Below are 19,048 nucleotides of genomic sequence, written 5' to 3'. Positions count from 1 at the left end.
CCCCGCCCGTACGCCGATCCGCCCGTGGGTGGCCCCGGCGGGGGCCGCCCACGGGCGGATCAGTACGAAGGAACTCGCCGCGAAGGAGGCCGACGCGGCGGAATTCGGCGCGACAAGTACGACGGAGGCGGCGGCGTCAGTGCGCGGCGGACTCCCAGTCCTGGCCGACGCCGACCGACACGTCCAGCGGAGCGCGCAGGCTGACGGCCGCGGACATCTCGGCGCGCACCAGCTTCTCGACCTGCTCGCGCTCGCCCGGTGCGATCTCCAGCACGATTTCGTCGTGGACCTGGAGCAGCATCCGCGAGCGCAGGCCCGCCGTGCGGATGGCCGCGTCGACCTTGAGCATGGCGACCTTGACGATGTCCGCCGCGGTGCCCTGGATCGGCGCGTTCAGTGCCATGCGCTCGGCCATCTCGCGGCGCTGCCGGTTGTCGCTGGTCAGGTCGGGCAGATAGCGGCGACGGCCCATGATCGTGTGGGTGTAGCCGATGGCGCGGGCCTCCTCCACCGCGTTCTGGAGGTAGTCCCGGACCCCTCCGAAGCGCTCGAAGAAGGTGTCCATCAGCTTGCGCGCCTCATCCGGGGTGATGCCCAGCTGCTGGGAGAGACCGAAGGCGGACAGACCGTAGGCCAGGCCGTAGGACATCGCCTTGATCTTGCGGCGCATCTCCGGGTCGACGGCGGACTTCTCCACCCCGAAGACCTGCGCGGCGACGGTGGTGTGCAGATCCTCGCCGGTGGTGAACGCCTCGATGAGGCCCGCGTCCTCGGACAGGTGCGCCATCACCCGCAGCTCGATCTGGCTGTAGTCCGCCGTCATCAGCGACTCGTAGCCCTCCCCGACGCGGAAGCCGCGGCGGATGGCCCGGCCCTCGTCGGTGCGCACGGGGATGTTCTGGAGGTTCGGGTCCGTGGAGGAGAGCCGGCCGGTGGCGGCCACCGTCTGGTTGAACGAGGTGTGGATACGGCCGTCGGGCGCGATGGTCTTGATCAGGCCCTCGACGGTGGTGCGCAGCTTCTGCTGCTCGCGGTAACGCAGCATGATCACCGGCAGCTCGTGCTCGGTCTGCCCGGCGAGCCACGCCAGCGCGTCCGCGTCCGTCGTGTAGCCCGTCTTGGTCTTCTTCGTCTTGGGCAGGCCCAGCTCACCGAAGAGGACCTCCTGGAGCTGCTTGGGCGAGCCGAGGTTGAACTCGTGGCCCACCGAGGAGTGCGCCTCGCTCACCGCCTGCTGCACGGCGTCCGCGAACTGCTGCTCCAGGCCCGTCAGCCACTCACGGTCCGCGCAGATACCGGCCCGCTCCATACGGGCCAGCACCTCGGAGGTCGGCAGCTCCAGGTCGCGCAGCATCTCCGCGGCGCCGACCTGCTCCAGGCGCTCCTCGAAGGCGACCCCCAGGTCGAGAATGGTGCGGGCCTTGACCATCAGCGCGTCCGCCTCGGCCTGCTCGTCCACCCCCAGCGCGAGCTGCCCGTCCGCCTCGGCCGCGGGGCCCAGCTCACGGCCCAGGTACTCCACGGACAGCGCGTCGAGCGCGAAGGAGCGGCGGCCCGGCTTGTCGAGGTAGGCGGCCAGCGCGGTGTCCGTCCACACGCCTCCCACGCTCCAGCCGTGCTCGGCGAAGACTCGCTGCACGGACTTGGCGTCGTGCATGACCTTGCGCTTGCCGGTGTCGGCGAGCCAGGCGGCGAACGCCTTGTCGTCGTCCTCGGACAGCTGCGCCGGGTCGAACCACACGGCGGGGCCGGTCGCGGTGGCCAGCGCGACCTCGCTCACGCTGCCGCTGCCCAGCTTCCACACGTCGACCGTGACCACGCCCAGCGTGCCGCCCCCGTGCTCGGCCAGCCACGGGCCGAGGGCTCCGGGCTCCACGAGCGTGCCGTCGACCTCGACGCCCTCGGCCACCGCGGGCGCCTCCTCCTCCGTGGCGTTGCCCGGGTCCACGGCGAAGAGGCGGTCGCGGAAGTTCTGGTGGCGGAACTCCAGCGCGTCCAGGATCACGCCCAGGGCGTCTCTGTCGTACGGGGCCCGGATCAGGTCCTCGGGGCGGTCGGACAGCTCGACGTCGCGCACCAGCTCGGTCAGCCGCCGGTTGAGCTGGACGGCCTCCAGGTGGTCGCGGAGGTTCTGGCCCGCCTTGCCCTTGACCTCCTCGGCGCGGTCGGCCAGCTCGGCGAAGGAGCCGAACTCCCTGATCCACTTCGCGGCGGTCTTCTCCCCGACACCGGGGATGCCCGGGAGGTTGTCCGAGGGGTCGCCGCGCAGCGCGGCGTAGTCAGGATACTGCGCCGGAGTCAGGCCGTACTTCTCCTCGACCTTCTCCGGGGTGTAGCGCGTCAGCTCGGAGACGCCCTTGGTCGGGTACAGCACCGTGATGTTGTCGGTGATCAGCTGGAAGGCGTCGCGGTCACCGGTGACGATGGAGACCTGGAAGCCCTCCTCCTCCGCCTCGGTGGCCAGCGTGGCGATCACGTCGTCGGCCTCGAAGCCGTCCACGGCGTAGCGGCGCACCTTCATGGCGTCGAGCAGCTCGCCGATCAGCTCGACCTGCCCCTTGAACTCGTCCGGGCTCTTGGACCTGTTCGCCTTGTACTCGGAGAACTGCTCGGAGCGCCAGGTCTTGCGGGAGACGTCGAAGGCGACGGCGAAGTGCGTGGGTGCCTCGTCGCGCAGTGTGTTCGCCAGCATCGAGGTGAAGCCGTAGATCGCGTTCGTCGGCTGACCCGTGACGGTGTTGAAGTTCTCCGCGGGCAGCGCGAAGAAGGCGCGGTACGCCAGGGAATGTCCGTCCATGAGCAGGAGGCGAGGCTGCGCCTCGCCGCTCGCCGTCTTGGGTGCGTGCTTCGTCGTCTTCGCTGCTGCCTTCTTAGCCACGTGGCGATCCTCGCATGTGGCTCTGACATTGTGGGTACGGCGGCGCGGGGCAGGGGCTCGCACCGGTGTGGCCGGGGGTTCGTCGCCCTGTGCGGGCCGGTGGTGGGGCTGTGCCCACCCTGCGCCCTTGGCCCGGACTGCCCACGGCGGCCTGTTGATGGCACCATCGGAATCATGACGCGTAAGCCCCCCTCCTCCGATCCCGTTCAGGACGCGCCCGAGGTCGGGGTGCCGGAGCACGCCGCGGCCGGGTTGACCGCCGTTGGGCATTCGCTGCGCATCGCGCGGCAGCAGATGGGGGTGAAGCGCACAGCGCTGACGCTGTTGCGCGTCAACCAGAAGGACGGCTTCGACTGTCCGGGGTGCGCATGGCCGGAGGGTGACAAGCGGCACACGGCGGAGTTTTGCGAGAACGGTGCCAAGGCGGTCGCCGAGGAGGCGACCACCCATCGGGTCACCAGGGACTTCTTCGCCGGGCATCCGGTCGACGACCTGGCGCGGCGCTCCGGATACTGGCTCGGCCAGCAGGGCCGGCTCACCGAGCCGATGTTCCTGCCCGAGGGCGGCGAGCACTACGAGCCGATCACCTGGGAGCGGGCCTTCGCGCTGGTCGCCGAGGAACTGGGGGCGCTCGCCTCACCGGATGAAGCGGTCTTCTACACCTCCGGGCGTACCAGCAACGAGGCGGCGTTCCTCTATCAGCTCTTCGCCCGCGAGTACGGCACGAACAACCTGCCCGACTGCTCCAACATGTGCCACGAGTCCTCCGGCTCCGCGCTGAGCGAGACCCTCGGAGTCGGCAAGGGCAGCGTGCTGCTGGAGGACCTGCACGAGGCCGATCTGATCATCGTCGCCGGGCAGAATCCGGGCACCAACCATCCGCGCATGCTTTCCGCGCTGGAGAAGGCCAAGGCGGGCGGCGCCCGGATCATCACCGTCAACCCGCTGCCCGAGGCGGGGATGGAGCGGTTCAAGAACCCGCAGACGCCCAGGGGACTGGCCGCCGGGGGCACCGCGCTGACCGACCTTTTCCTCCAGATCCGCATCGGCGGGGACCAGGCGCTCTTCCGCACGCTCAACCGGATGCTCCTGGAGCACGAGGGAGCCGTCGACGAGGAGTTCGTCCGGGAGTACACGCACGGCTTCGAGGACTTCGCGGGGGCCGCGCGGGCCGCCGACTGGGACGAGACGCTGACGGCGACCGGCCTGGAGCGCGCCGAGATCGAGCGCGCCCTGGAGATGGTGCTGGCCTCCCGCCGCACCGTCGTGTGCTGGGCGATGGGCCTGACCCAGCACAAGCACTCGGTGCCCACCATCCGGGAGGTCGTCAACTTCCTGCTGCTGCGCGGCAACGTCGGCAGGCCGGGCGCCGGAGTGTGCCCGGTGCGCGGGCACAGCAACGTGCAGGGCGACCGCACCATGGGCATCTTCGAGCGCCCCGCGCCCGCCTTCCTGGACGCGCTGGAGAAGGAGTTCGGCTTCGCACCGCCGCGCGAGCACGGCTTCGACGTCGTACGCGCCATCCGGGCGCTGCGCGACGGGCAGGCCAAGGTCTTCTTCGCGATGGGCGGCAACTTCGTGTCCGCCTCCCCCGACACGGAGGTGACCGAGGCCGCGATGCGCAGGGCACGGCTGACGGTGCACGTGTCCACCAAGCTCAACCGGTCGCACTGCGTGACCGGCGCGCGGGCGCTGATCCTGCCGACGCTGGGCAGGACCGAGCTCGACACGCAGTCCGGCGGCGATCAGTTCGTGACCGTTGAGGACTCCATGGGCATGGTGCACGCCTCCCGCGGAAGGCTGGCCCCCGCCGGCCCCCACCTGCTGTCCGAGCCCGCCATCGTCGCCCGCCTGGCCCGCGCCGTGCTCGGTCCCGGCAGCGCCACCCCCTGGGAGGACTTCGAGGGGGACTACGCCCTCATCCGGGACCGCATCGCCCGCGTCATCCCCGGTTTCGAGGACTTCAACGCACGGGTGGCCCACCCCGGAGGGTTCACGCTGCCGCACGCGCCGCGCGACGAGCGGCGCTTCCCCACCACCACGGGCAAGGCCAACTTCACGGCGGCTCCCATCGAGTATCCGAAGCTGCCCGAGGGCCGCCTGCTGTTGCAGACTCTGCGCTCGCACGACCAGTACAACACCACGATCTACGGCCTGGACGACCGCTATCGCGGTATCAAGAACGGCCGCCGCGTGGTGCTCGTCCGGCCGGAGGACGCACAGGCGCTCGGGCTGGACGACGGCGCCTACGCGGATCTCACCAGCGAGTGGAGCGACGGGGTGGAGCGGGTCGCACGCGGCTTCCGTGTCGTCCACTACCCGACCGCGCGCGGCTGCGCCGCCGCCTACTACCCGGAGACCAACGTGCTGGTCCCGCTGGACGCCACGGCCGACACGAGCAACACCCCGGCCAGCAAGTCCGTGGTGATCAGGCTCACCCCCTCGGGCGAGGGAGATCCGCTCGTCTGAACCTAAGCTCGAAGCGGACGACGACAAAGGACGATCGGAGCCGCGGGCATGGGTGAGCAGACCACGACCAAGTTCCCCCAGGAGATCCTGGACCAGTGGGCGGGCTCCGGGCTCGACCTGCCGGCGCTGTTCTCCGCCGGGCACCTGGGCGAGCGCATGGGCCTCCAGGTCGTGGAAGCCTCCCCCGAGCGCGTCGTCGGCACCCTCCCCGTCGAGGGCAACACCCAGCCCTACGGACTGCTGCACGGCGGCGCCTCCGCCGTGCTGGCCGAGACGCTCGGCTCGGTCGGCGCGATGCTGCACGGCGGCCCCGGCAAGGCCGCCGTGGGCGTCGACCTCAACTGCACGCACCACAGGGGCCCGCGCTCCGGGCTGGTCACCGGCGTGGCCACCCCCGCGCACCGGGGCCGCACGATGGCCACGTACGAGATCGCCATCACCGACGAGGACGGCAAGCGGGTCTGCTCGGCCCGGCTCTCCTGCCTCCTGCGCGACGCGTAGCCGGCAATCCGGCCGGCTTCCTCACGAACGCGGCGGCAAAGCCCGTCCCGGATTCCGCCGAACCCTCACCGTCGTGGTCGGGCACCGGTGCGGCGGGAAAGAACGCGGGCCCGTCACGGCGGGGAGAGCGGCGGGTCCCGCTGCCGCGGACACCGGTGCGGCGCGCGCCATTGCGCAAGCGCGGGGATTCGCTAGCTTCCCCCGCACGGGGGGAGATACTCAGCGGCGGCGGCGAAGGACCTCGCCTGCGGGAGCGCTGGGGAACGCTCCCGCGCCGCGTGCGCCGTCTCGTCCTCGCAGCCGCCCTGCTCACCTGCTCGTCGCGGGCGCCGGATACGCACTCACCGTGCGCCCCGGACCTCCGCAGGCCCGCGCCGCGCACAAGGTGCCCTACCCCGCGCAGAGCACCCGCGTCACCTTCGTACGCGTCCTGGACGTGGACGAACACCGGCGCACCTTCCGGGTCGAACTGCGCGCCAGGACCGACGATCCCGTCCTGATCCAGCGCGTCACCCAGAACTACGCCGCACTCGACATGACCCTCACACCGTCACAACCGGTCAGGGTCCGGCCCGGAACGCCCCGGCGGCTGTGGCTTCATGCCCGGGTGCTCTCCTGCCGGGACCTGCCGATGGCGGCCCGGCTCCCCTTCTTCGAAGTAACCCTGCGTAACGCGCGCGCCACTCAAGATCTCAGCTTCATCCCCGGTGATCATTACGCGCGGTCACTCACCCGCGTCTTCCGTACGGTATGCGGACCCTCTCCGCGACCCTCCGCGGACACCCCTTGAACCAACTGCGGCTTCGCCACGAGAAACGTGTCCGCTACGTCCCCGTCATACAAGGGAAGTTGAGGGACACCTTCGGACAGGACTGCTGACTGTGTGACGGTCATAACAAGAAAGTCACATCCTCTCCCGCCCCTCTGCCCGACTTCAGTCCATCGCCATAGAGTCACCGCCAGTCACCGCGCCGCCGGGCGTGCACGACGAGCACCGATCTGTACCCCTCGTACGGCCCGGCGCGCGATACGGCCACTCACCACGAGGGCCGCGCCTTGGGAAAGGACTGATCGTGCGTCACCGTTCCTTGCTCATACTCACCACCACCGTCACGGTGGGAGCTCTCACCCTGTCCGCGTGCGGATCGCGCGACGACAAGGGCGGCAGCGGCGACAGCGGCGAGAAGACCACTGTCACCATCGGGCTCGACGCCCCGCTGACCGGTGACCTGTCCGCACTGGGCCAGGGCATCAAGAACTCCTCCGACCTCGCCGTCAAGACAGCCAACAAGAACGAAGAGGTCAAGGGCGTCACCTTCAAGCTGGAGCCGCTCGACGACCAGGCCCAGGCGGGCACCGGCCAGCAGAACGCCACCAAGCTCGTCGGCAACCAGGACGTCTACGGCGTAGTGGGTCCGCTCAACTCGAACGTCGGCCAGTCCATGCAGAAGGTCTTCGGCAACGCCAACCTGGTCCAGGTCTCCCCCGCCAACACCGCCCCGCAGCTCTCCCAGGGCCCCGACTGGCAGTCCGGCAAGAAGAAGCGGCTGTTCGACACCTACTTCCGCACCTCCACCACCGACGCGGTGCAGGGCCCCTACGCGGCCCAGTACCTGTACAACGAGCGGAAGTTCAAGAAGGCCTACGTCATCGACGACAAGAAGACGTACGGCGCCGGCCTGGCCGCGACTTTCAGCGACGAGTTCAAGAAGCTCGGCGGCAAGGTCGTCGGCAGCGACCACATCAACCCCGAGGACCGCGACTTCTCCGCCGTGGCCACCAAGGTCGCCAAGTCCAAGGCCGACTTCGTCTACCTCGGCATGGAGTACCCCGCGGGCGCCCCGCTCTCCGCGCAGATCAAGAAGGCGGGCGGCACCCTGCCGACCGTCGGCGGCGACGCGCTCTACAGCCCCGAGTACATCAAGCTGCACAAGAAGAAGTCCGAGGGCGACATGGCCACCTCGGTCGGCGCTCCGCTGGAGACCCTCGACACGGCCAAGAGGTTCATCAAGAACTACAAGAGCGAGGGCTACAAGGCCTTCTACGACGCCTACGGCGGCTACTCCTACGACAGCACCTGGGCCATCATCCAGGCGGTCAAGGCCGTCGTGGAGAAGAACGACGGCAAGCTGCCCGAGGGCGACGACGGCCGCAAGCAGGTCACCGAGGCCATGAAGAACGTCAAGTTCAGCGGTGTCACCGGTGATGTCGCCTTCGACCAGTACGGCGACACCACCAACAAGCAGCTCTCCGTCTACGAGGTCAAGGGCGGCAAGCACAAGCCCGTACAGACCGGCCCCTTCCAGGGAAGCTGACCCCCCTCCCCACCCGCCCCAACCAAATCTCACTGCCGCGCGGGGGCGCCCCAAGCGCCCCCGCGCAGCCGTATCTGACACATCCCCGGAGGACACCCGGTGCAAGATCTGCCGGATCAGCTGGCGAACGGCCTCGCACTCGGCGCGTTGTACGGTCTCATCGCGATCGGGTACACGATGGTCTACGGCATCGTCCAGCTCATCAACTTCGCCCACGGCGAGATATTCATGATCGGCGGCTTCGGCGCGCTGACCGCCTACCTGTGGCTGCCCGACGGCACAGGACTCACCATCGCCCTGCCCCTCATGATCCTTCTCGGCGTCGTCTGCGCCACGCTCGTCGGCGTCGGCGCCGAACGCTTCGCCTACCGGCCGCTGCGCGGAGGACCACGGCTCTCCCCGCTGATCACCGCGATCGGCCTCTCCCTCGCGCTCCAGCAGGCCGTCTGGTCCTTCTACCCCGACGCCAAGAAGGCCCGCCCCTTCCCGCAGTTCACCGGCGCCGACTTCGACCTCGGCTTCGTCACTCTCTCCCGCGAAGACCTGTTCATCTACATCTCGGCACCCGTGTGCATGATCGCGCTCGGCCTCTTCGTCGCCAAGACCCGCACCGGCCGCGCCATGCAGGCCACTTCGCAGGACCCCGACACCGCGAAGCTGATGGGCATCAACACCGACCGCATCATCGTCATGGCCTTCGCCATCGGCGCCGCCTTCGCCGCCGTCGCCGCCATCGCACAGGGCTTCAAGACCGGCGAAGTGAGCTTCCGCATGGGCTTCATCGCGGGACTCAAAGCCTTCACCGCCGCCGTCCTCGGCGGCATCGGCAACATCTACGGCGCCATGGTCGGCGGCCTCGTCCTCGGCGTCGCCGAGGCCATGGCCACCGCCTACATCGGAAACATCCCCGGAATGGAACAGTTCGGCGGCGGATCGTGGAAGGACGTATGGGCCTTCATCCTGCTCATCCTGGTCCTGCTGCTACGACCCCAGGGGCTTCTCGGCGAACGCCTCGCGGATCGGGCGTGATATCCATGACCACCGACCACACCACCGAAGCGGACACCACCGCCCCCCGCACCTCCACAGCGGGCGCACCACCCCTGCCCCTCAGCCCCGACCCGTACACCAGCCGCAAACTCGGCCGGATCCTCGTCGGCGCCGGCGCCGTCATCTCCTTCGCCAGCACCATGCTCGCCTGGACATGGACGGCCGAATTCCCCGGCGACCTGACGGTCGCCTTCTACCCGGCCGGGCTCCAGCTCCTCACCGTCGCCGCCTCCATCCTCACCGCCACACTCCTGCTGGCCGGGGCCGGAGTACGCGGACTGCGCTGGCTCACCCCCGGCGGCAAACACAGCGCGCTGCTGCTGATGACGCTGGCCAACCTCGCCGCCACCTGGTACACAGCAGGCGCCATCGCCGTCGAACTCGGCGGCCTCGCCAACTTCGAACCCGGCATGTGGATCGGAGTCGCCGGCACCCTCCTCGCCCTCGTCGGAGCGCTCGCCCTCCCCACCGACCTGCCCCCGGCCGACCCCGGCCTCACCGAAGAGCGCAGCAACCCGTGGAAGCGGCTCGTCCACGCCCTCAAGGCACCCGCGCCCGGCGCCCCGGCGCCCCTCCCCGGCTGGGCCGAGATCCTGGTCATCTGCGCGTCCTGCGCCCTGGGCCTGTACGTCTTCGCCTACGGCATCGAGGCCGAGGACGGACCGCCGTTCATCGGCTTCCTCCTCCTGGTCGCCTTCGCCGCACCCGCGCTCGGCAGGGCCGGACTGACCCGACGGCTGTCCGCCATCGCGGCCAAGCACCGCAACGTCACCCTGGCCGCCGCCTTCGTCGCCGCACTGCTCTTCCCCATCACCCAGAGCAACGAGGCCTACACCAACATCGCCGTCAGCGTGCTGATCTTCGCGACCGTCGCGCTCGGCCTCAACATGGTCGTCGGCCTCGCCGGCATCCTCGACCTCGGCTACGTCGCGTTCCTCGGCGTCGGCGCCTACACCGCCGCACTCGTCTCCGGAGCCGACACCTCCCCACTCGGGTTCCATGTGCCCTTCTGGGCCGCCGTCCTCCTCGGCGCCGGCGTCGCCCTCGTCTTCGGCCTGATCATCGGCTTCCCCTCGCTGCGGCTGCACGGCGACTACCTCGCCATCGTCACCCTCGGCTTCGGTGAGATCTTCCGCATCTCCGTACAGAACCTCGACGGCGACTCCGGCCCCAACGTCACCAACGGGCCCAACGGCGTCCCCAACATCCCCGACCTGGAGATCTTCGGCTTCAACCTCGGCGAGCCACACACCATCCTCGGCTTCGAACTGGGCAGATTCGCCAACTACTACCTGCTCATGCTGGTGTTCACCGCCATCGTCGTCACCATCTTCCGACGCTCCGACAACTCCCGTATCGGCCGCGCCTGGATCGCCATCCGCGAGGACGAGACCGCCGCCCGCGCCATGGGCGTCAACGCCTTCCGGCTCAAACTGATGGCCTTCGCACTCGGCGCCACCCTGGCCGGCATGGCCGGCACGGTACTGGCCCACGTCGAGTTCTCGGTCAACCCCGAGTCCTACAAATTCGTCCACACCGCCCCGCCCAACTCCGCGTTCCTCCTCATCGCCGTCATCCTCGGCGGCATGGGCACCGTCACCGGCCCCCTCATCGGCGCGGCCCTGCTCTACCTCATCCCGGCCAAGCTCCAGTTCATGGCCGACTACCAGCTGCTGCTCTTCGGCATCGCCCTCATCCTCCTGATGCGCTTCCGGCCCGAAGGACTCATCGCCGACCGCCGCAAACAGCTGGAATTCCACGAAACGGGACAGCTCGACGTCCCCACGGCAACGACCCCCGGCCTCAGCAAGACGGAGGCATGAGAAGAGATGACGACCACCACCAAGACCGCGGACGCCACCGCGCCCGGAGCCGCGAGCGGCACCGTGCTCGACGCCTCCGGAGTCACCATGCGCTTCGGCGGCCTCACCGCCGTACGCGGCGTCGACCTGAAGGTCAACGCCGGGGAAATCCTGGGCCTCATCGGCCCCAACGGCGCCGGCAAGACCACCTTCTTCAACTGCCTCACCGGCCTCTACATCCCCACTGAGGGCGTCGTCCGCTACAAAGGCACCGTCCTGCCCCACCGCTCCCACCTGGTCACCCAGGCCGGCATCGCCCGCACCTTCCAGAACATCCGGCTCTTCGCCAACATGACCGTCCTGGAAAACGTGCTGGTCGGCCGCCACACCCGCACCAGCGAGGGCCTCTTCTCCGCACTCCTGCGCGGCCCCGGCTTCCGCCGCGCCGAACGCGAATCCGAAGAGCGCGCCATGGAACTGCTGCGCTTCACCGGCCTGGAGGACAAGCGCGAACACCTCGCCCGCAACCTCCCCTACGGCGAACAGCGCAAGCTGGAGATCGCCCGCGCCCTCGCCAGCGAACCCGGGCTCCTCCTGCTCGACGAGCCCACCGCCGGCATGACCGCCAGCGAGACCACCGCCACCCGCGAACTCGTACTGGCCGTCCGGCAACAGGGCACCGCCGTGCTCGTCATCGAGCACGACATGCGCTTCATCTTCAACCTCTGCGACCGCGTCGCCGTCCTCGTCCAGGGAGAGAAACTGGTCGAGGGCACCCCCGAGACCGTGCAGAACGACGAGCGCGTCATCGCCGCCTACCTGGGCACACCCTTCGAAGGCGAACCCGGAGAGGCCGAGGCCGCCGAGGTCCAGGCTGCCGAAGCACACTCCCAAGAAGAAGCGCACGCACAGCAGGACACCCGCCCGCAGCAGGACACACACTCGCGGGAAGCGCGCTCGCAGGAAGGGGACGAGGACTGATGGCCCTGCTCGAAGTCGAGGACCTCCGCGTCGCCTACGGCAAGATCGAGGCCGTCAAAGGCATCTCGTTCTCCGTCGAGGCCGGCGAGGTCGTCACCCTCATCGGCACCAACGGCGCCGGCAAGACCACCACCCTGCGCACCCTCTCCGGCCTGCTCAAACCGCTCGCCGGAAAGATCACCTTCGACGGACAGGTGCTCAACGGGGTCGGCGCACACAAGATCGTCTCCATGGGCCTGGCCCACTCCCCCGAAGGCCGCAGGATCTTCCCCCGGCTCAGCATCGAGGAAAACCTCCAGCTCGGCGCGTTCCTCCGCAAGGACGGCGACGCCGTCACCCGGGACATCAACAGCGCCTACGAGCGCTTCCCCATCCTCGGCGAACGCCGCCGACAAGCCGCCGGCACCCTCTCCGGCGGCGAGCAGCAGATGCTCGCCATGGGGCGCGCGCTGATGTCCCAGCCCAAGCTCCTGATGCTGGACGAGCCTTCCATGGGACTCTCGCCGATCATGATGCAGAAGATCATGTCGACGATCAGCGAGCTGAAGGCACAGGGCACCACGATCCTGCTCGTCGAGCAGAACGCCCAGGCCGCGCTGTCACTGGCCGATCACGGCCACGTGATGGAGATCGGCACCATCTCCCTGTCGGGCACCGGCGAAGAGCTGCTGCACGACGAGTCGGTACGCAAGGCGTACCTCGGGGAGGACTGAGACGGCGCACGGCGCGGACGGGCACCCGTGGGCCCGCCCGCGCCGTGCGCGCCGCCTCGGTCCGAGACCGCCGGCCTCTACTGTTCCTTCGGCTTCTTGCGCTCCTCGCCGTCGGCGATGACCGCCTCGGCGACCTGCTGCATCGAGAGCCTGCGGTCCATCGACGTCTTCTGGATCCAGCGGAAGGCCGCCGGCTCCGTCAGCCCGTACTGGGTCTGCAACACGCTCTTGGCCCTGTCGACCAGCTTGCGCGTCTCCAGCCGCTGGGAGAGGTCGGCGACCTCCGACTCCAGCGCCTTCAGCTCCGTGAACCGCGAGACCGCCATCTCGATCGCCGGCACCACGTCACTCTTGCTGAACGGCTTCACCAGATACGCCATCGCGCCCGCGTCCCGGGCGCGCTCGACCAGCTCGCGCTGGGAGAACGCGGTCAGCATCAGCACCGGCGCGATGCTCTCCTCGGCGATCTTCTCCGCTGCGGAGATGCCATCGAGGACCGGCATCTTCACATCGAGAATGCACAGGTCAGGGCGGTGCTCGCGGGCCAGCTCGACGGCGGCCTGCCCGTCCCCGGCCTCGCCGACGACGGTGTAGCCCTCCTCCTCCAGCATCTCCTTGAGGTCCATGCGGATCAGCGCCTCGTCCTCCGCGATCACGACCCGGGTCGTGGCCGGAGGCACATGCTCACCACCACTTGTCTCAGCGCCCGCCTCGATGGGCTCGGCACTCTCTGCACTCTCAGACTCGGGGACGTCCGCGGCGCTCACTGGGCTCCTCGTTTACGCAAAGGTGGGAGGTACGAGCCTACCCAGGTCCTGTAAAGTAGTGGCCCAGCGGGTGGGCGTTAGCCTTAGATTCTACCGGCCCCGGTAGCCCAATTGGCATGAGGCAATGGATTCAAAACCCATACAGTGTCGGTTCGAGTCCGACCCGGGGCACTTGACCTTCGATTCCAAGGTCACAACCGATACGCGCTGACTTCGCCACATCGGGCGAACGAGCCTTCGATACGCCTCGCGATCCGCATGGGTCATCGAATCCTGTGCCCATGTACGAGATCGCCACCCGCGAGCGCGCCCTCGCCCTGGTCACCCAGGGGCGCAGCCTCAATTCCGTGAGCAAGGAGACCGGCATCTCCCGCTGGTCGCTCCGTTCCTGGCAGCAGCGGCTGCACCCGCTGTCCCCGAAGAGCACCTGCCCCCGCTGCTCGTCCCCTCCCCGGTCGCCCGAGGACCCCAGCGCCTACAGCTATCTGCTGGGCCTCTACCTTGGCGACGGCTGCGTCAGCCGCCTGGCCCGCACCTACACGCTCCGCGTCTCGTGCGCGGACGCCTGGCCCGGGCTCATCGAAGAGTGCGAGCGCGCCATACGCGCCGTACGGCCGGACAATAGCGTCAACCGCGTCCAGGCTCCGGGCTGTGTGGCCGTCACCGCTTATTCCAACCACTGGCCCTGCCTCTTTCCCCAGCACGGCCCCGGCAAGAAGCACGAGCGCCGGATCGTACTGGAGCCCTGGCAGCGGGAGATCGTGGACGCGCATCCATGGGAACTGGTCCGGGGCCTGGTGCACTCCGACGGGTGCCGGATCACCAACTGGACGACGAAAACGGTCGGCGGCATCCGGAGGCGCTACGAGTATCCGAGGTACTTCTTCACCAACAAGTCCGTCGACATCGCGCGGCTCTATGGCAAGACGCTCGGCACCCTTGGCATCGAGTGGACCAGCAGCCGCAGTCGCAAGGGCGCCTACACGCTCTCCGTCGCCCGCAAACCCTCCGTAGCAATGATGGACCGCCACATCGGGCCCAAGCACTGAGCGGCCCCGAGCAGCGATTGGATCCCGCGCCCGATCGGGGCCCAAGCACCGATCGGGACACGAGCGTTGACGCCCTGATGCGCCCATAAGTGACGTACGGCACTATGGCGCGCATGTCCGTGTTGACGCGCGAGGACGCGCAGAGCCGAGCCCAGGTTCTCCAGGTGCAGCAGTATGCGGTCGATCTCGATCTGACGCGTGGGGAGGACGTCTTCGGGTCCACGACCGTCGTGCGGTTCGCCGTGCGAGAGGCGGGGGCGGACACGTTCGTCGAGGTGCGGCCGGTCACGCTGGTGGCGGCCGAGCTCGACGGGGTGGCGATCGACCCCGGCGAGCTGCGCGAGGGCCGGCTGCCGCTGCGCCGGCTCGCGGAGGGGGAGCACGAGCTGCGTGTCGAGGCGGAGATGCCGTACTCGCGGGTGGGCGAGGGCATGCACCGCTTCACGGATCCCGAGGACGGCCGGACGTATGTGTACACGATGTGCTGCATGTCGGACGCGCCGCTGGTGTTCGCCTGCTTCGACCAGCCGGATCTGAAGGCGGAGTTCCGGGTGACGGTGACCGCGCCCGAGGACTGGACGGTGCTGGGGAACGGGGTGGCCAAGCGGGCGGGCGGCGGGCGTTGGGAGTGCGCGCCGACCCCGCCGATCAGTACGTATCTGATGGCGGTGACGGCGGGTCCGTTCCACTCGGTGCGCACGGAGCACGCGGGGCTGCCGTTCGGGCTGCATGTGCGCAAGTCGCTGGGAGCGTATCTGGAGGCGGACGCGGCGGAGTTGCTGGACATCACGCGCCGCTGTTTCGACCGGTACCACGAGATCTTCGACGAGCCGTATCCGTTCGACTCCTACGACCAGGCGTTCGTGCCGGAGTTCAGCTCGGGTGCGATGGAGAATCCGGGGCTGGTGACCTTCCGGGACGAGTTCATCCACCGCTCGGCGGTCACGGACACCGAGCGGCAGACGCGCGGCATGGTGATCGCGCACGAGATGGCGCACATGTGGTTCGGCGATCTGGTGACGCTGCGCTGGTGGGACGACATCTGGCTGAACGAGTCGTTCGCGGAGTACATGGGCTATCAGGTGCTGAGCGAGGCGACGCGGTTCACGGATACGTGGACGGACTTCGCGGTGTCCCGCAAGAGCTGGGGCTATGACGCGGATGAGCGGCACTCGACGCATCCGGTGGCGCCGGCTTCGGAGGCGGTGCCGGACACGACGGCGGCGCGGCAGAACTTCGACGGGATCTCCTACGCCAAGGGTGCCTCGGCGCTGCGTCAGCTGGTGGCGTGGCTGGGTGAGAAGAGCTTCCTGGCGGGGATCAACGGCCATTTCGCGCGGCACCGTTTCGGCAATGCGACGCTGGCCGATTTCGTGGACTCGCTGGCGCGGGCCTCGGACCGGGATGTGCGGGCGTGGGCGGAGAGCTGGCTGCGGACGACGGGTGTGGACACGCTGGTGCCGCGGGTCGGGGAGTCGGCGGAGCGGCGGTGGTATGTGGATCTTGAGCATCGGGGCAGCAGGCCGCATCGGCTGGCGTTGGGGCTGTACGACAAGGCGCCGGCGGATGAGCGGCGGCTGGTGCTTCGGGAGCGTCTGGAGCGGGACGTACCGGCCGGGGGTGGCCGGCTGACGGTGACGCTGGAGGGCCCGCGGCCGGATCTGGTGCTGGTCAACGACCTGGATCTGACATATGCGAAGGTCCGGCTGGACCGGGTCTCGTGGGAGACGGTGTGTGCGTCGTTGTCGGGGCTGCCGGGGCAGTTGTCGCGTTCGGTGGTGTGGAACGCGGCTCGGGACATGGTGCGTGACGGGGAGCTGTCGCCGCTGGAGTACGTGCGGGTGGCGCGGGAGCATCTGCCGCTGGAGACGGACAACGCGGTGGTGCAGGGTGTGCTGGCGTTCGCGCGTGGTCAGGTGGCGGATCGTTTTCTGGAGCCGGACGCGCGTGCGGAGGCGCTGGGGCTGATCTCGCAGGTGTGCGGGGAGTTGCTGGAGCGTACGCGGGAGTCGGCTTCGGGGGGCGCGGGTTCGGGGGGTTCGGGTTCGGGGGGTTCGGGTTCGGGGGGTTCGGGTTCGGGGGGTTCGGACGCGGGGCTGCGGCTGACGGCGGTGCGGTACTTCATCGACGGTGCGACGGAGGCCGGGGAGCTGGCGGCGTGGCGTGCGGCCGGTGAGGTGCCGGGTGGGCCGGTGCTGGACGCGGAGTTGGGCTGGCGGCTGTTGTTGCGGTTGTCGGTGCTGGGGGCCGTGGGGCTTGAGGAGATCGAGGAGGCGCGGGCCGCCGATCGGAGTGCGACGGGTGAGGAGGGTGCGGCTCGCTGTCTGGCGGCCTTGCCGAGTGCGTCGGGGAAGGCGGTGGCCTGGGAGGCGATGTTCGGTCCTGGGGACGCGCTGTCGAACTATCTGTTCACGGCGACGGCTCAGGGGTTCTGGCAGCCGGAGCAGGCGGCGTTGCTGGAGGAGTACGCGGCGCGGTTTTTCGAGGACGCGGTTCGGGTGGCGGCGCGTCGTGGTCCTTCGATGGCGGAGGTGGTGGGGCGTCACGCGTTCCCTGTGACGTGGGTGGACGGGGGGATGCTGGCGCGGGGTGAGGCGTGTCTGGCTTCGAAGTCCCCGGTGCCGGCGCTGCGGCGTCGCGTGGCGGACCATCTGGATGATCTGCGGCGGGCGTTGCGGGTGCGGGAGGCCGCTGCGGGGTGAGGCCGGGCGGGGTGCCGGTGAGGTGGCGGATGGAGGGGGCCTCCTGTCCCTTCAGGATGGAGGGCTGCTGTTCCGGTGGCGGGTGGGGCTCTTGTCTCCCTATCAGATCTGCCGGGGTGCTTCCGTACGGCAGTACCACCTTTGGGCGAACAAGCGCGGAGATCGTCTGGGGGTGTGCGGGCGGCGATTAGGTTAGGGCCGCCTAACCGCCCGTGGTCGTGCCGTTCCGGTCGTTTTCGGCTGTTCCGGTCACCGTGTAGGAGAGAGCCCGCCCATGTCTGCGTTCGCCGTCGATGAATCCGAGGATGCCGGTTCGCCGGCGGGCGGGGCCGCGGGTCCCGCTGTCTTGCGCCCGCTGCTGGAGACGGTGCTGGACGCGCTCGCGTCGGGTGCCGCCCGGCGTGGGGGCCCGCTGCCCACGGGTGGTCCGGGCGTGGTCGCCGAGGAGGTGCGGGCCGCGGTCGGTGCCGTGCTGCCGGAGCGCGGTGTTGGTGCGCACGAGGCGCTGGACACGTTGGTCGGCGCGATGGCGCGGGGTGCGGCGGATCCTGCGGAGCCGCTGTGTGCCGCGCATCTGCACTGCCCGCCGCTGGCGGTGGCGGCTGCCGCCGATGTGGCGGCCAGTGCGCTGAATCCGTCGATGGACTCGTGGGACCAGGCGCCGGCCGCTTCCGAGCTGGAGGCGCTGGTGTGCGGGGCGTTGGGGCGGCTGGTGTACCCGGTGCCGCCGCCCCGGTCCGGGGTGTCCGGTGCCGGGGCACCGGGTGCGGGGGCGGGTCAGGGCCCGGACGCGTTGGTGACGACGGGCGGCACGGAGGCGAATCAGCTGGCGGTGCTGCTGGCGAGGGAGCGCGCGCGGCCGGACGGGGCTGAGCGCGCGGTGCGGGTGGTGTGCGGTGCCAACGCGCATCACAGTGTGCACCGTGCGGCGTGGCTGCTGGGGCTGGAGCCGCCGTTGGTGGTGCGGGCGCCGCGCGGGGTGCTGGATCCGGTGGCGCTGGAGGAGGCGCTGGCCGGTCTGGGCGGGGTGCCTTCGCTGGTGGTGGCGACGGCGGGGACGACGGACACGGGTGAGGTGGATCCGCTGCCGGAGGTCGGCGGGGTGGCGGCCCGGCACGGTGCGCGCTGGCATGTGGACGCGGCCTATGGGGGTCCGCTGCTGTTCAGCGAGCGGCTGCGGGGGCGGCTGGCGGGGGTGGAGCGCGCGGACAGTGTGACGTTCGATCTGCACAAGCTGGGCTGGCAGCCGGTGGCGGCGGGGTTCTTGGCGGTGCCGGACGGCGAAGCGCTGCGTCCGCTGGATCACCGCGCGGACTATCTCAACGCGGATGACGACATCGAGGCGGGCCTGCCGGATCTGCTGGGGCGTTCGCTGCGGACGACGCGGCGGCCGGATGTGCTGAAGGTGGCGGTGACGCTGCGGGCGCTGGGCCGTGCGGGGGTGGCGGAGCTGGTGGAGCGTACGTGTGAGGTGGCGGGTCTGCTGGCGGATCTGGTGGTGCGGGACGGGCGGTTCGAGCTGTTCGCCCGGCCCGCGCTCTCGACGGTGCTGTTCCGTCCGGCGGGGGCCGGGGACGTGGTGGTGGCGCAGGTGCGGCGGCGGCTGCTGGAGCGGGGGCTGGCGGTGTTGGGGCGGGCGTCGACGCAGGGTGGATTGTGGCTGAAGGCCACGCTGTTGAACCCCTGGGTGCGGGAGGCGGAGCTGGCCGCGCTGCTGAAGCTCGTGGCCGAACTGGCGGATGAAGCGGTAGCGGAGGGAGCAGGCGCGTGAGGGACACGGAAGCGGCGGAAGCGAATCCGGGCACGGCGCCCGGGCCGACG

At 69.7% G+C, this 19,048-nt stretch carries 13 protein-coding genes and 1 tRNA gene; 12 read left to right on the top strand and 2 right to left on the bottom strand.

Translation table 11 applies throughout. From position 1 onward, the window contains the following. Positions 1-136: 136 nt before the first annotated feature. A complete protein-coding gene (gene polA / locus OHB04_RS32445; protein ID WP_442815000.1) occupies positions 137-2,878 on the bottom strand; it encodes a DNA polymerase I in 2,742 nt (913 codons plus the stop codon). Between the two features lie 174 nt (positions 2,879-3,052). Between polA and OHB04_RS32440 the strand changes: the two genes are divergently transcribed. From OHB04_RS32440 to OHB04_RS32405, 8 genes are all read left to right on the top strand, one after another. After that, positions 3,053-5,347: an FdhF/YdeP family oxidoreductase gene (locus OHB04_RS32440; protein ID WP_326808853.1), complete on the top strand. Its 2,295-nt coding sequence runs from the start codon at positions 3,053-3,055 to the stop codon at positions 5,345-5,347. A 48-nt stretch (positions 5,348-5,395) separates the two neighbouring features. Next, on the top strand, positions 5,396-5,848 hold the full coding sequence (locus OHB04_RS32435) for a PaaI family thioesterase (RefSeq protein ID WP_326808852.1): 453 nt from the start codon (positions 5,396-5,398) through the stop codon (positions 5,846-5,848). Between the two features lie 346 nt (positions 5,849-6,194). Continuing rightward, the gene (locus OHB04_RS32430; RefSeq protein WP_326808851.1) at positions 6,195-6,638 is read left to right on the top strand and encodes a hypothetical protein; all 444 of its coding nucleotides are present in this window, start codon (positions 6,195-6,197) and stop codon (positions 6,636-6,638) included. 283 nt (positions 6,639-6,921) lie between these two features. Further along, entirely contained in the window at positions 6,922-8,163 is a 1,242-nt protein-coding gene (locus tag OHB04_RS32425) for a branched-chain amino acid ABC transporter substrate-binding protein (protein ID WP_326691204.1), read from the top strand. A 99-nt stretch (positions 8,164-8,262) separates the two neighbouring features. Next, on the top strand, positions 8,263-9,192 hold the full coding sequence (locus OHB04_RS32420; protein ID WP_326691203.1) for a branched-chain amino acid ABC transporter permease: 930 nt from the start codon (positions 8,263-8,265) through the stop codon (positions 9,190-9,192). 5 nt (positions 9,193-9,197) lie between these two features. Continuing rightward, positions 9,198-11,036: a branched-chain amino acid ABC transporter permease gene (locus tag OHB04_RS32415; RefSeq protein WP_326691202.1), complete on the top strand. Its 1,839-nt coding sequence runs from the start codon at positions 9,198-9,200 to the stop codon at positions 11,034-11,036. A gap of 6 nt (positions 11,037-11,042) precedes the next feature. Beyond that, a complete protein-coding gene (locus tag OHB04_RS32410; RefSeq protein WP_326691201.1) occupies positions 11,043-11,996 on the top strand; it encodes an ABC transporter ATP-binding protein in 954 nt (317 codons plus the stop codon). After that, entirely contained in the window at positions 11,993-12,709 is a 717-nt protein-coding gene (locus OHB04_RS32405) for an ABC transporter ATP-binding protein (protein WP_326693018.1), read from the top strand. The genes OHB04_RS32410 and OHB04_RS32405 overlap by 4 nt, the downstream gene beginning before the upstream one ends. 77 nt (positions 12,710-12,786) lie before the next feature. On the opposite strand, the gene OHB04_RS32400 is transcribed toward OHB04_RS32405, so the two are convergent. Beyond that, entirely contained in the window at positions 12,787-13,425 is a 639-nt protein-coding gene (locus OHB04_RS32400; protein WP_326693017.1) for an ANTAR domain-containing response regulator, read from the bottom strand. 147 nt (positions 13,426-13,572) lie between these two features. Here OHB04_RS32400 and OHB04_RS32395 point away from each other — a divergent pair. The 4 genes from OHB04_RS32395 to OHB04_RS32380 all read left to right on the top strand — a co-directional run bounded on the left by OHB04_RS32395 (position 13,573) and on the right by OHB04_RS32380 (position 18,998). After that, positions 13,573-13,647: transfer RNA gene (locus tag OHB04_RS32395), tRNA-Leu, on the top strand. A gap of 110 nt (positions 13,648-13,757) precedes the next feature. Further along, positions 13,758-14,525, top strand: a complete 768-nt coding sequence (locus tag OHB04_RS32390) for a transcriptional regulator (protein ID WP_326691200.1) — start codon at positions 13,758-13,760, stop codon at positions 14,523-14,525. A 113-nt stretch (positions 14,526-14,638) separates the two neighbouring features. Continuing rightward, positions 14,639-17,227, top strand: a complete 2,589-nt coding sequence (gene pepN / locus OHB04_RS32385) for an aminopeptidase N (protein WP_326808850.1) — start codon at positions 14,639-14,641, stop codon at positions 17,225-17,227. 274 nt (positions 17,228-17,501) lie between these two features. Beyond that, positions 17,502-18,998: a pyridoxal phosphate-dependent decarboxylase family protein gene (locus OHB04_RS32380; protein WP_326691198.1), complete on the top strand. Its 1,497-nt coding sequence runs from the start codon at positions 17,502-17,504 to the stop codon at positions 18,996-18,998. Positions 18,999-19,048 lie beyond the last annotated feature (50 nt).

Origin of the sequence: Streptomyces sp. NBC_01775, assembly GCF_035917675.1 — a bacterium.
Taxonomy (GTDB): domain Bacteria; phylum Actinomycetota; class Actinomycetes; order Streptomycetales; family Streptomycetaceae; genus Streptomyces.
This window is presented reverse-complemented; position numbering and strand designations above follow the sequence as displayed.

Coding starts and splice junctions, on each gene's coding strand:
- OHB04_RS32415 (WP_326691202.1), top strand. CDS start 9,198: ATGACCACCGACCACACCACCGAAGCGGACACCACCGCCCCCCGCACC.
- OHB04_RS32380 (WP_326691198.1), top strand. CDS start 17,502: ATGTCTGCGTTCGCCGTCGATGAATCCGAGGATGCCGGTTCGCCGGCG.
- OHB04_RS32435 (WP_326808852.1), top strand. CDS start 5,396: ATGGGTGAGCAGACCACGACCAAGTTCCCCCAGGAGATCCTGGACCAG.
- OHB04_RS32440 (WP_326808853.1), top strand. CDS start 3,053: ATGACGCGTAAGCCCCCCTCCTCCGATCCCGTTCAGGACGCGCCCGAG.
- OHB04_RS32410 (WP_326691201.1), top strand. CDS start 11,043: ATGACGACCACCACCAAGACCGCGGACGCCACCGCGCCCGGAGCCGCG.
- pepN (WP_326808850.1), top strand. CDS start 14,639: ATGTCCGTGTTGACGCGCGAGGACGCGCAGAGCCGAGCCCAGGTTCTC.
- OHB04_RS32390 (WP_326691200.1), top strand. CDS start 13,758: ATGTACGAGATCGCCACCCGCGAGCGCGCCCTCGCCCTGGTCACCCAG.